The sequence below is a fragment of the Micromonospora sp. NPDC049559 genome, assembly GCF_040676675.1.
GTDB lineage: Bacteria > Actinomycetota > Actinomycetes > Mycobacteriales > Micromonosporaceae > JBFAPK01.
Genome location: NZ_JBFAPK010000061.1, coordinates 1 through 11,576 on the forward strand (window position 1 = coordinate 1; position 11,576 = coordinate 11,576).

The window sequence follows — 11,576 nt, forward strand, 5'->3', positions numbered from 1 at the left end:
GGCCGGTGGCTGCTGCGCCCGGGGACCCCGGTCGACGTACGCGGGCTCTCGGCCAAGCTCAACACCGAGGTGCAGTTCTTCACCAGCTACCGGGTAGTCCGGGCGGCGGTGGCCCGGCGGGGCGTGTGGGGGTTCCAGCTGTCGGGTGACCCGGCCGAGGGCGACTGCTCCCTTGTGCGTGGTGGTGCGGGGGCAGTGCTTCTCGGCTCGTGCGGTTCTTCCTGTGTTGGAGCCGGATCCGCGCCGGTTCAGCTGGGGTCGGCGGGGGTGGGTTGTGGTTGGTTCACGCCGGGGGTCGGGGTCGCGGCGTGGAGCGGGTGGCCGGCGCGGACGCGGCGCTCCCGGGGCGGGCCGGCGAGCAGGTGGGCACCGGCGGTGGCGAGTCCGACCGCGGCCGTCACCAGCCAGTGCGCGTCGCCGAGGTACTGCAGGCTCACCCCGCCCAGGGTCGGGGCGAGGAACGCCGCCGCGGGGAAGGACAGGAAGAAGACCGACTGGTATCGAGCGCGCAGCGCCGGCGGGGCCAGTTCCGCGTTGATCTCGGCGTTCGGCGGCGCGCCGAGCATGGAGCCGATCGTCCAGATCGTCGCGGCCAGCAGGTAGCCGGCCGCCGTGTTCACAAAGGCCAGTGCGCCGTACCCGAGCGCGGTGAGGCCGGTCGAGATCGCCAGTACGGCGTGTTTGCGGTACGGGTCGATCAGCCGCGGTACGAAGAGCTGGCCGACCACGATCAGCGCGCCGGCCAGGGAGACCACGGCGCCGTACGTGGCGGGGCTGAGCCCGTCGGCGTGCATCGCCAGCGGCAGGATCGTCGGCGTCTGTGCGGTGAGGACGGCCACCACGAAGGTCAGCCCGACGAAGACCAGGAACGTACGGTCGGTGAGCGCGGTGAGCAGGCCCGGCGCGCGGGTCGTTGCGGGCGCGCGGCGGCGGGCCGGGTCGAGGGTCTCCGGTACCTTCAGGCCGATCACCGCCGCGGTGGCGAGCGTCGTGCCGGCGTCGACCAGGAAGAGCGCGAGGTAGCTCGCCTCGGCGAGCAGCCCGGCGAGCAGCGAGGCGCTCGCCATGCCGAGGTTGAACGCCCAGAACTGCAGGTTGAACGCGCGCGAGCGGCGCTGTTCCGGTACCACGTCGACGATCGCGGCGACGAAGGCCGGCCCGGGGACCGAGTGCACCACGCCGAGCAGCACCGACAGGACGGCGATGACGGGCAGGTTGGCGGTGAAGCCGAGGACCGCCATGGCGACGCCGGCGGCCAGGTGCGACCAGACCAGGGTCTTCCGCCGTCCCCACCGGTCCGCCAGCACCCCGCCGAGCAGGGTGCCGGCGACGCCGCCGACGCCGTACCCGCCGACGACGAGCCCGGCCAGGGCCGTGCTGACGCCGCGCGCCTGGGTCAGGTACAGCGACATGAACAGCATCGCGAACGCGCCGACCCGGTTGATCAGCAGCCCGGTCCAGAGGTACCAGAAGACCGCGGGGAGCCCACCCACCGCATCGTGCAGCCACCTTCGCACGCTCGGCGCCCTTCTTTCTGTAATTAAAGTTTCCAGTTGTGGACCTTAGCGGGCGGCGACGGCGGTGGGCGCGGTGGCCGCGGCCTCGCTCGCGGCCGGCGCCGGCGGGTCGAGCACGACCTGCGGCTCGACCGGCGCGCGCAGCGCGGCGGCCCGCCGTTCGCGAGCCGGCCCGGAGAGCAGCTGGGCCACCGCGAGCAGACAGCCGATCACGCCGCAGCCCACCCAGAGCGCGGTGTTGCCGAACCGCTCCTGGACGAAGCCGCCGACCACGGGCGCGACGAAGCCGGCCACCTGCCAGGAGAGGGAGAAGACCCCCTGGTACCGGCCGCGCAGGGCGGCGGGGGAGAGCTCGGCGATGAGGGTCGAGTTCGACGGCGAGTTGAGCATCTCGCCGAGGGTCCAGATCAGCACGGTCACCGCGTAGAGCCAGGCGTGGTCGGCGAGCGCGGTCAGGCCGAAGCCGATGCCGGTGATCAGCGCCGCGAGCGCCAGCACGTGCGAGCGCGACCGGTCGCGGATCAACCCGGGGACGAAGAGCTGGCCGACGACGATGAGTACGCCGTTCAGCGCGATCACGGTGCCGTACGTGGCCGGCGAGAGGCCGTCCTGGCCCATCGCGATCGGCAGCATCGAGATGTGCTGGAGGAAGACCAGCGCGGCGAAGATGTTGAGCGCCACGAAGCCGAGGAAGACCCGGTCGGTCAGTACCGCCCGCAGCCCGCCGGCCTGGGGCGTACCGGCGGCGGGCTTGCCGGCCCGGACGCGCACCCGGTGCGTCTCGCGCACCTTGATGAAGATGATCGTCGCGGTGAGCAGCGTGGTGCCCGCGTCGACGACGAAGAGCAGCAGGTAGTTGGCCTGGGCGGCGAAGCCGGCGAGGATGGCGGCCGAGGCGAAGCCGAGGTTGATGGCCCAGTAGTTCAGCGTGAAGGCGCGCAGCCGGTCCCGCTCGGGCACCACGTCGACCATCATCGCGGCGAAGGCCGGGCGGGCCGCCTCGGCGAACATGCCGAGCAGGAGCGCGCCGGCCGCGATCACCGAGAAGCCCCGGGCCAGGCCGAGCGTGAGCATCAGCGTCGCCGCGCCGAGGTGGGCGGTGAGCAGGGTGGGGCGGCGTCCCCACCGGTCGCTGAGCACGCCGCCGAGCATCGTGCCGACGGCCCCGCCGGCGCTGTAGAGGCCGAGGACCAGGCCGGCCTGGAACTCCGAGAGGCCGCGCACGGTGGTCAGGTAGATGGCCAGGAAGATCAGGACGAACGAGCCCAGCTTGTTGATCAGCGTCCCGGCCCAGAGGTACCAGAAGGTGGCTGGCAGGCCCCCCGTTGTTTGCCGGAACCAGTCTCTCGCCAGCCGCACGTCGCCCCCCGCGAAGTGTAATGACCTGTAGTCTTCAAACGCCTTACATAACCTAGTGGCGCCGCTCGGCGGCGGGCATCCGTTTTTCCACGTGGCGGTCGTCACCCGGCAGGGTCGCCGCGTGTCCCGTCCGCCGGTCGGGCAGGATGAGCCGCATGACTGCTAGCGCGAGTAGTGGAGCGGCGGATCCCATCGTCAGCGGCTCGGGCACCGCCGTCGGGACGCTGGTCCTGCTGCGGCATGGCGAGAGCGACTGGAACGCCAAGAACCTCTTCACGGGTTGGGTCGACGTGGACCTGACCGCCAAGGGCGAGGCCGAGGCCCGGCGCGGCGGCGAGCTGCTGCGCGAGCACGGCCTGCTGCCCGACGTGGTGCACACCAGCGTGCTGCGCCGGGCGATCCGTACGGCCGAGCTGGCGCTCAGCGCCGCCGACCGGCACTGGATCGCGGTACGGCGCTCGTGGCGGCTCAACGAGCGGCACTACGGCGCGCTCCAGGGCAAGAACAAGAAGCAGACCCTGGACGAGTACGGCGAGGAGCAGTTCATGCTCTGGCGCCGGTCGTACGACACCCCGCCCCCGCCGATCGACGACGCGGACGAGTGGTCCCCGGCGGGCGACCCGCGGTACGCGCTGCTCCCGCCGGAGCTGATGCCCCGCACCGAGTGCCTCAAGGACGTGGTGGAGCGGATGCTTCCGTACTGGTACGACTCGATCGTGCCGGACGTGCTCGCCGGCCGGACGGTGCTGGTCGCCGCGCACGGCAACTCGCTGCGCGCGCTGGTGAAGCACCTCGACGGGATCTCCGACGAGGCGATCGCCAAGCTGAACATCCCCACGGGCATCCCGCTGCGCTACGACCTCGACCGGTCGCTGCAACCGGTGACCGTGGGCGGCACGTACCTCGACCCGGAGGCGGCCAAGGAGGCCGCCGCGGCGGTCGCCAACCAGGGTCGCTGACCCTCCGTCGCGGGCCCACCTCGGGAACTCCGGGGTGGGCCCGGACCATCCGGGGCCGCCGGGCTGCCGGCCGGGCCGCCGGGGCTACTCGACGGGGCCGGTGTCGGTCGTGGTCGCGGCGGCGGTCTCGCCGGTGATCAGGTAGACGACGTGCCGGCCCGCGTTGACCGCGTGGTCGGCGTAGCGCTCGTAGAAGCGGCCGAGCAGCGCGCCGTCGATGCCCGTCTCCATCCCGTACGGCCAGTCGTCGCTGAGCAGCACCGCGAAGAGGTCCCGGTGCAGGTCGTCCATGGCGTCGTCGTCGCGGTCCAACTCGGCGGCGAGGTCCGCGTCGGGCTTGGAGAGGACGCCGGCGATCTTCTCGGCGATCCGGTCCGCCACGGCGGCCATCTGCCCGAAGACCCCGCGCAGCTCGGCCGGTACCGCCGGCGACGGGTGCCGTCGCAGCGCGGTCTTCGCGACGTGTTCGGCGAGGTCGCCCATCCGCTCCAGGTCGGCGGCGATGTGCAGCGCGGTGATCACCGTACGCAGGTCGGTGGCGACCGGGGCCTGCCGGGCGAGCAGGTCGGCGACCCGCTCCTCGACCTGCCGGTAGATGAGGTCGATCTCGGCGTCGCGGGCGATCACCGTCTCGGCGGCCTCCCGGTCGGCCCGCAGCAGCGCCCTGGTGGCGTTCTGCATGGCCACGCGGATCGCCTCCGCCATGTCCACCAGCAGCTGGCTGACGATGTGCAGATCGGCCCGGAACTCCTCGCGCATGATCACATCCTGTGTTCGGCCCCGGTACGCGGTGCTGATCTGGTTCGGCTGGCCGCCCGGGAGGTGGCAGATGTCGCCCCACAATAGGGAGGGCTGCCGGCCCGGCGGTGAACAGTGATGAACGACATGGGGCCTGATGGTGAACTTTACTCGAAGGACGTCTGATTTGTGCTGTTGTGGGCGGTCAGCGGGTTAACAATGACCATACGATCGCCGGGTGGAATGGTGGATCGTTGCCGGCGTGCTGGCAGGACTGGTGGCCGGCGCGTCCGCCGGGCCGCTGCTGGCCCGCGCGCTGCGACGATCGCCGGCCCCCACCGACGGGTCGTCGCGCCGGATCGCCGACGCGGGCCCCGATCGTGAGGACACCCGGACCGTGGGGAGGCCCGCGATAGCCACGAACCAGCAGACCGCGGTGAGCGGGATCGGTCGCAAGACCATCGACTCACTGCGGGTCGGGGTCGTCGTGCTCGACACCGAGGACGTACCGGTCCTGGTCAATCCGGCGGCCCGCGCCATGGGCCTGCTCCGCGCCGGTACCTCGCCCGGCACCGTCGCGGCACATCCGCTGATCCGTACCCTGGCCGGGCAGGTGCGCCGCACCGGGGTCCGTCGGGAGATCGAACTCGACCTGCCCCGGGGCCGCGAGGGCGGCACCCAGGACCCGCTCGGCGTGCACCTGCGGGCCATGGGCATCGGCGCCGGCTACATCGCGGTCGAGGCCGCCGACGTCACCGAGTCGCACCGGGTCGCCCGGGTGCGCCGCGACTTCGTCGCCAACGTCAGCCACGAGCTCAAGACCCCGATCGGCGCGCTGCAACTGCTCGCCGAGGCGCTGCTCGACGCGACCGACCCGGACGGCGCCGAGTCGCCGGATCCGTCCGAGGACGTGGCGGCGGCCCGGCGCTTCGCCGAACGCATCCACCACGAGTCGAACCGGCTCGGCCGACTCGTCAACGAACTGCTCGAACTCACCCGCCTCCAGGGGGCCGAGCCGCTCCCCGCGCCCGAACCGGTCGCGCTCGACTGGGTGATCGCCGAGGTGATCGACCGGACCCGTACGTCGGCCTCCGCCCGACGGATCGAGATCGAGGTACGGGGCGCGCGTGGCCTGACCGCGTACGGCAGCGACAACCAGTTGGCCACGGCCGTGGCTAACCTGGTGGAGAACGCCATCGCCTACTCGGGCGAGGAGACCCGGGTCACGGTGACCACGGATGGTGACGACGAACACGTCACGATCGCGGTCGCCGACCAGGGCATCGGGATCGCCCCCAACGACGTGGACCGGATCTTCGAGCGCTTCTACCGGGCCGACCAGGCGCGGTCCCGCACCACCGGCGGTACGGGGCTCGGCCTGGCGATCGTCAAACACATCGCGACCAACCACGGCGGTCGGGTCGAGGTCTCCAGCACCCTTGGTGGAGGCTCTACGTTCACCCTGCGGCTGCCCGCGCGTCCACCGGACGCCCTCCTCCCGCCATCACCGTCAGTTGAGATCGAGAGTGGTCCGGCCGAGCTTCCGCAGGCCTGACAGTCAGGAAAGGAAAGGTCCGTTGAGCCGCGTACTCGTGGTCGAGGATGAGGAGTCGTTCTCCGACGCCCTCTCCTACATGCTGCGTAAAGAGGGGTTCGAGGTCTCGGTCGCCGCGACCGGTACCGCCGCCCTCACCGAGTTCGACCGCACCGGCGCGGACATCGTGCTCCTCGACCTGATGCTGCCGGAGATGTCCGGCACCGAGGTCTGCCGCCAGCTGCGGCAGCGGTCCCACGTACCGATCATCATGGTCACCGCGCGGGACAGCGAGATCGACAAGGTGGTCGGGCTGGAGATCGGCGCGGACGACTACGTCACGAAGCCGTACTCGCCGCGGGAGCTGGTCGCCCGGATCCGGGCGGTGCTGCGCCGGCAGACCACGGAGACCGTGGACGCGGCCACCCCGACGCTGGTCGCCGGGCCGGTCCGGATGGACATCGAGCGGCACGTGGTGACCGTCGACGGCGCCACCGTGCAGCTGCCGCTGAAGGAGTTCGAGCTGTTGGAGCTCCTGCTGCGCAACGCCGGCCGGGTGCTCACCCGGGGCCAGCTGATCGACCGGGTCTGGGGCGCCGACTACGTGGGCGACACCAAGACGCTCGACGTGCACGTCAAGCGGCTGCGCTCCAAGGTCGAGCCCGAGCCGTCGGCGCCGCGCTTCATCGTCACCGTCCGGGGACTGGGCTACAAGTTCGAGCCGTGACCGGCCCGTAGCGCGGGGCGGCCCCGCCGGGCCCGGCACGCCGGGCCGGGCCGGCGGCGGTCAGGCGGACGGGCGGGCGGCCGGGGGCCGGACCCGCCGGGTCGGGGTCGCGGGCGGCTGGGCCGGCGCCGCGCTCGGCTGGGCCGGGCTCGCCGGGTGCGGGGCCACCAGCCCCTGCCGGGCCCGCTCGGCGCAGAGCTCCGCGAGCCGGGCGTACGCCGCCTTGCCGACCAGGGCGGTCAGCTCCGGCTCGTACGACAGGTACATCGGCTCCTGGCCGACGTGCGCCTCCGGCGACGAGGTGCACCACCAGTCGAGGTCGTGCCCGCCCGCGCCCCAGCCCCGGCGGTCGAACTCCGACAGCGTCGACACCAGCACCTTCGTGCCGTCCGGGCGCTTGCTCCAGTCCTGGTCGCGCCGGATCGGCAGCTGCCAGCAGACGTCGGGCTTGTACTCCAGCGGGTGTACGCCGTCGCGCAGCGCCTGGGCGTGCAGCGCGCAGCCGCCGCCCCCGGGGAAGTCCGGGTCGTTGAGGAAGACGCAGGGCGCGTTCTCGCTCCGGGTGGCGGTACGGCGGGCCGGGTTCTTCCCGTCGATGGTGTCCATCTCCGTGTAGTTCTTGAAGCCGCGCCGGTAGTGCTGCCAGGTCTCCGGCGTCAGCCGCTTCGCCGCGGCCCGGACCCGCTTCTCGTCGTCCGAGTCGGTGAAGAAGGCGCCGTGCGAGCAGCACCCGTCGCCCGCGCGGCCGGCGACGATGCCGTGGCACGCCTTGCCGAAGACGCAGGTCCAGCGGGAGAGCAACCAGGTCAGGTCGGCCCGGATCAGATGGTCGGAGTCGGCGGGGTCGAGGAACTCGATCCATTCCCGGGGGAAGTCCAGGCCGACCTCCCGGCTGCGCGGATCGGCCGGGTCCTCGACCAGTACTCGAAGTTCGTTGCGCCCTGCCACCTGGTCAGCGTACGCCCGGCGGCTCGCCGGAGCCGGTCAGCCAGGGGATTTGCGTGGCCGAGTCACCGTGGTTCTAGGGTTTCCAGCATGCGACTCGGTGTGCTCGACGTCGGCTCCAACACCGTCCACCTGCTCGTGGTGGACGCCCACCACGGTGCCCACCCCTGGCCCGCGCACTCGGAGAAGTCCGTGCTGCGGCTCGCCGAACAGATCGGCGCCGACGGGGCGCTCACCGAGGCAGGCGAGGACGCGCTGGTGCGCGCGGTCACCGACGCCAAGATCGCTGCGGCCCGGCTCACGGCGGACGACCTGATCGCGTTCGCCACCTCCGCGGTACGGGACGCCACCAACGCTCCGCAGGTGCTGGCCCGGGTACGCCGGGAGACCGGCGTGCACCTGGAGGTCCTCTCCGGCGCGGACGAGGCCCGGATGACGTTCCTGGCGGTGCGGCGCTGGTTCGGCTGGTCCGCCGGGCGGCTGCTGATCCTCGACATCGGCGGCGGGTCGCTGGAGACCGCGGCCGGCATCGACGAGGAGCCCGACGTGGCGCTCTCGCTGCCGCTGGGCGCCGGCCGGCTCACCCGGGAGTGGCTCGGGCTGGAGCCGGGAGATCCCGAGGCGCCCTCCACCCGGGCCGTCGAGGAGCTGCGGGAGTACGTCGAGTCGAGCCTCGACCCGGTGGTGGACAAGGTGACCCAGATCGGCTGGGAACGGCCGGTGGCGACCTCGAAGACGTTCCGTACGCTGGCCCGGCTCGCCGGGGCGGCGCCGTCGGCCGCCGGGCTCTGGACCCGGCGGGTGCTCTCCCAGACCGGACTCCGGCAGGTGATCGGTTTCATTCGCCACATCCCGCCCAGCAAGCTGTCCGAACTGGAAGGGGTCAGCGCCAGCCGGGCCCACCAGCTGCTGGCCGGCGCGCTCGTGGCCGAGGCGGCGATGCGCCGGTTCGGGGTGGAAGAGCTGGAGATCTGCCCGTGGGCGCTGCGGGAGGGGGTCATCCTGCGCCGGCTGGACCAGCTCGAAACGAGCTGAGCCGCGCCTCCCGCCGCTTCCCCGGCCGCCGTCCCCCGTCGATCATGGAGTTGTGGTCGCTGGTACGTCCTATTCGCGGCTTTTGTGCCAGCCACGACTCCAAGATCGACGAGGTGGTGCGCGGGGCGGGCTACCCTGAGAGACGTGACTTCCGGCGATCCCTCCGCGTTTCCCGGAGCGGCCGCGCCCCATCCGAGCCGCCCCGGCCCCCGCGTACTCCTCTCCAGTTCCTCGGTCTTTCCCGAGCCGACCGCCGCCGCGTTCCAACTGGCCGCCGCGCTCGGCTACGACGGGGTCGAGGTGATGGTCTGGACCGACGCGGTCAGCCAGGACGCCGGTGCGCTGCGCGGCCTCGCCGAGCACTACGGCGTACCGGTCGGATCGATCCACGCCCCCTGCCTGCTGGTCACCCAGCGGGTGTGGAGCCCGGATCCGTGGGAGCGGCTGCGGCGGTCGGCCGTACTCGCCGAGGAGCTGGGCGCTCCCACCGTCGTCGTACACCCGCCCTTCACCTGGCAGCGCGACTACGCCCGCTCGTTCGCGGCCGGCCTGGACCGCCTCGCGGCCCAGCACCCGGGCCTGCGTTTCGCGGTGGAGAACATGTACCCGGTCCGGATGGCGGGGCGGGAGTTCGTGCCGTACCAGCCCGGCTGGAACCCGACCGACACCGGCTACGACGCCTACACCCTCGACCTGTCGCACTGCGCGGCCTCGCGCAGCGACCCGCTGGAGATGGCGGACCGGATGGGCGACAACCTCGCCCACATCCACCTCGGCGACGGCACCGGTGAGGGCCGGGACGAGCACCTGGTGCCCGGGCGGGGCGGGCAGCCCTGCGGCGAGCTGCTGGCGTCGCTGGCCGGCCGCAGCTTCACCGGCTCCATCGCGGTCGAGGTGTCGACGCGACGAGCCCGCAGCCGGGCGGTACGCGAGGCGGACCTGCGCGAGTCGCTGGAGTTCGCGCGCGAGCACTGTGCTCCCCGGCTCGCCCCCTCGGCCCCGCCGATCTAGGGCAAATCGTCATGCGTTGATCTCCGTCAACAACGATTTGCCCTAGATCGGCGAGGGTGGTGGGTACCGGGAGGGGTGGTCGGGCTCAGCCGACCGGGGTGAGAGGCTTCACCTCGCTGGCCGCGCGTTTGCGGGCGCGGTGCGCGGCGACGTGCGAGCGGGTCGCGCAACGTTCCGAGCAGAACCGCCGGCAACAGTTCGAGGACGTGTCCAGGTAGACGTTGCCGCACCGCTCGTCGGCGCAGACGCCGAAGCGGGCGCTGCCGTACTCGCAGAGCCAGACCGAGAGTCCCCAGACCGCGCCGGCGATGTACTCCGCGCTCACCGAGGCTCCCCGGCTGGTCACGTGCATGTGCCAGTCGCTGGAGTCGTGCCCGGAGATGCGCGGCTGGACGGGGAACGCCTCCAGCAGTGCGTTGAGTTCGGCGACCGCCTCCGCGTCACGGCCGGAGGTGCCGAACTCGAAGACATCCCGCAGGCGTTTCTGCGCCCGGCGGAAAATAGCGACATCGCGTTCCGAGACCTCGTCTCGCATCCACGCTTTGCCGTCCGTGAAGAAGGCCTTAAGGGCGTCGAGGTCGTCCAGCCGGGCGTTGACGAGGTCAACCCCGGTCCGGGCGTACGCGTCGAAGTTCACCCGACAACGGTAGACGACTCACACGGTTTTCGGCGTGATCACGTATTCGAGTGGGAACCCGGCGTAATCGATCTAGCGAGAGTGGCCCTCGTCAACCCTGCCCTGGTACGCCGCGAGGGCCCAGCCGGTAAACGTTACGCTCCCTGCATGCTGCGTACGGTCATCCTCGCCGCAGCCCGGTCATCCCGGGTTGAACGGCTTGTCGAGACGGCCCCGTTCACCCGGGACGTCGTGCGCCGGTTCGTCGCCGGCACGACCAACGACGACGCGCTGCGCGTGACCCGCCAGCTCGTCGACGACGGTCTGGCGGTGAGCCTCGACCACCTCGGCGAGGACACCGTCACCCCGGAACAGGCCACCGCCGTGCGGGACGCCTACCTGAACCTGCTGACCGACCTCTCCGGCGCCGGGCTGACCCCGCCGGCCGAGGTGAGCGTGAAGCTCTCCGCGCTCGGGCAGAAGTTCGACGAGCAGTTGGCGTACGAGCACGCGCGGGCGATCTGCGCGGCCGCCGCCGAGGCCGGCACGACGGTGACCCTCGACATGGAGGACCACACCACCACCGACTCGACCCTGGACATCCTGGTCAAGCTGCGCAGCGACCACCCCTCGACGGGTGCGGTGCTCCAGGCGTACCTGCGGCGGACCGAGGCGGACTGCCGGGAGCTGGCGGGCGCCGGATCGCGGGTACGGCTCTGCAAGGGGGCGTACAAGGAGCCCGAGTCGGTCGCGTTCCAGTCGGCGCAGGACGTCGACAAGTCCTACGTCCGGTGCATGAACATCCTGCTCTCCGGCGAGGGCTACCCGATGCTCGCCACCCACGACCCGCGCCTGATCGCCATCGGCGAGGACCGGGCGCGGTGGTTCGACCGTACGCCCGCCGAGTTCGAGTTCCAGTTGCTCTACGGCGTACGCCCGGAGGAGCAGTCCCGGCTGGTCAGCGAGGGCTACACCGTCCGCGTCTACGTGCCGTACGGCACCGACTGGTACGGGTACCTGATGCGCCGGCTCGCCGAGCGCCCCGCCAACGTCGCCTTCTTCGCCCGCGCGCTCGTCGGCCGGCGCTAGCACCCGGCCGGGGAACCGCGCGCCGGCGCATATGTGATGTGCGGCG

11 protein-coding genes are annotated in these 11,576 nt (G+C 72.0%); 6 read left to right on the top strand and 5 right to left on the bottom strand.

Annotated features, from left to right (window positions below; translation table 11 throughout):
* Nucleotides 1-248 precede the first annotated feature (248 nt).
* Both AB0J86_RS37205 and AB0J86_RS37210 read right to left on the bottom strand, forming a co-directional pair.
* Nucleotides 249-1,493 (bottom strand): MFS transporter, encoded by a 1,245-nt coding sequence (locus AB0J86_RS37205; protein ID WP_363863059.1) that lies wholly within the window; start codon nt 1,491-1,493, stop codon nt 249-251.
* 69 nt (nt 1,494-1,562) lie between these two features.
* Nucleotides 1,563-2,876: an MFS transporter gene (locus AB0J86_RS37210; protein WP_363863062.1), complete on the bottom strand. Its 1,314-nt coding sequence runs from the start codon at nt 2,874-2,876 to the stop codon at nt 1,563-1,565.
* Nucleotides 2,877-3,031: 155 nt separating this feature from the next.
* Here AB0J86_RS37210 and AB0J86_RS37215 point away from each other — a divergent pair, with 155 nt between their 5' ends.
* Nucleotides 3,032-3,835, top strand: coding sequence for a phosphoglyceromutase (locus AB0J86_RS37215; protein WP_363863065.1), 804 nt, complete (start codon nt 3,032-3,034; stop codon nt 3,833-3,835).
* Nucleotides 3,836-3,919: 84 nt separating this feature from the next.
* On the opposite strand, the gene phoU is transcribed toward AB0J86_RS37215, so the two are convergent.
* Nucleotides 3,920-4,594, bottom strand: coding sequence for a phosphate signaling complex protein PhoU (phoU, locus tag AB0J86_RS37220; RefSeq protein WP_363863068.1), 675 nt, complete (start codon nt 4,592-4,594; stop codon nt 3,920-3,922).
* A gap of 337 nt (nt 4,595-4,931) precedes the next feature.
* Here phoU and AB0J86_RS37225 point away from each other — a divergent pair, with 337 nt between their 5' ends.
* Both AB0J86_RS37225 and AB0J86_RS37230 read left to right on the top strand, forming a co-directional pair.
* Nucleotides 4,932-6,128 (top strand): ATP-binding protein, encoded by a 1,197-nt coding sequence (locus AB0J86_RS37225; RefSeq protein ID WP_363863148.1) that lies wholly within the window; start codon nt 4,932-4,934, stop codon nt 6,126-6,128.
* Between the two features lie 22 nt (nt 6,129-6,150).
* Nucleotides 6,151-6,834 carry a response regulator transcription factor gene (locus tag AB0J86_RS37230; RefSeq protein WP_363863071.1) on the top strand — a complete coding sequence of 228 codons (684 nt, stop codon included), beginning with the start codon at nt 6,151-6,153 and terminating at the stop codon, nt 6,832-6,834.
* A 60-nt stretch (nt 6,835-6,894) separates the two neighbouring features.
* Here the strand turns inward: AB0J86_RS37230 and AB0J86_RS37235 are convergent, their stop codons facing one another.
* On the bottom strand, nt 6,895-7,782 hold the full coding sequence (locus AB0J86_RS37235) for a hypothetical protein (RefSeq protein WP_363863074.1): 888 nt from the start codon (nt 7,780-7,782) through the stop codon (nt 6,895-6,897).
* Between the two features lie 87 nt (nt 7,783-7,869).
* Here AB0J86_RS37235 and AB0J86_RS37240 point away from each other — a divergent pair, with 87 nt between their 5' ends.
* Together AB0J86_RS37240 and AB0J86_RS37245 are read left to right on the top strand one after the other, a co-directional pair.
* Complete coding sequence (locus tag AB0J86_RS37240) at nt 7,870-8,814, top strand: Ppx/GppA phosphatase family protein (RefSeq protein WP_363863077.1); 945 nt, start codon at nt 7,870-7,872, stop codon at nt 8,812-8,814.
* Nucleotides 8,815-9,081: 267 nt separating this feature from the next.
* Nucleotides 9,082-9,825: a sugar phosphate isomerase/epimerase gene (locus AB0J86_RS37245; RefSeq protein ID WP_363863151.1), complete on the top strand. Its 744-nt coding sequence runs from the start codon at nt 9,082-9,084 to the stop codon at nt 9,823-9,825.
* A gap of 85 nt (nt 9,826-9,910) precedes the next feature.
* Here the strand turns inward: AB0J86_RS37245 and AB0J86_RS37250 are convergent, their stop codons facing one another.
* Nucleotides 9,911-10,462 carry a CGNR zinc finger domain-containing protein gene (locus tag AB0J86_RS37250; protein ID WP_363863080.1) on the bottom strand — a complete coding sequence of 184 codons (552 nt, stop codon included), beginning with the start codon at nt 10,460-10,462 and terminating at the stop codon, nt 9,911-9,913.
* A gap of 147 nt (nt 10,463-10,609) precedes the next feature.
* Between AB0J86_RS37250 and AB0J86_RS37255 the strand changes: the two genes are divergently transcribed.
* Nucleotides 10,610-11,530 carry a proline dehydrogenase family protein gene (locus AB0J86_RS37255; RefSeq protein WP_363863083.1) on the top strand — a complete coding sequence of 307 codons (921 nt, stop codon included), beginning with the start codon at nt 10,610-10,612 and terminating at the stop codon, nt 11,528-11,530.
* Nucleotides 11,531-11,576: the final 46 nt, after the last annotated feature.

Bases quoted from the DNA above. Each gene is read 5' to 3' on its own strand.
- AB0J86_RS37215 (WP_363863065.1), top strand. From the start codon at position 3,032: ATGACTGCTAGCGCGAGTAGTGGAGCGGCGGATCCCATCGTCAGCGGC.
- AB0J86_RS37255 (WP_363863083.1), top strand. From the start codon at position 10,610: ATGCTGCGTACGGTCATCCTCGCCGCAGCCCGGTCATCCCGGGTTGAA.
- phoU (WP_363863068.1), bottom strand. From the start codon at position 4,594: ATGCGCGAGGAGTTCCGGGCCGATCTGCACATCGTCAGCCAGCTGCTG.
- AB0J86_RS37240 (WP_363863077.1), top strand. From the start codon at position 7,870: ATGCGACTCGGTGTGCTCGACGTCGGCTCCAACACCGTCCACCTGCTC.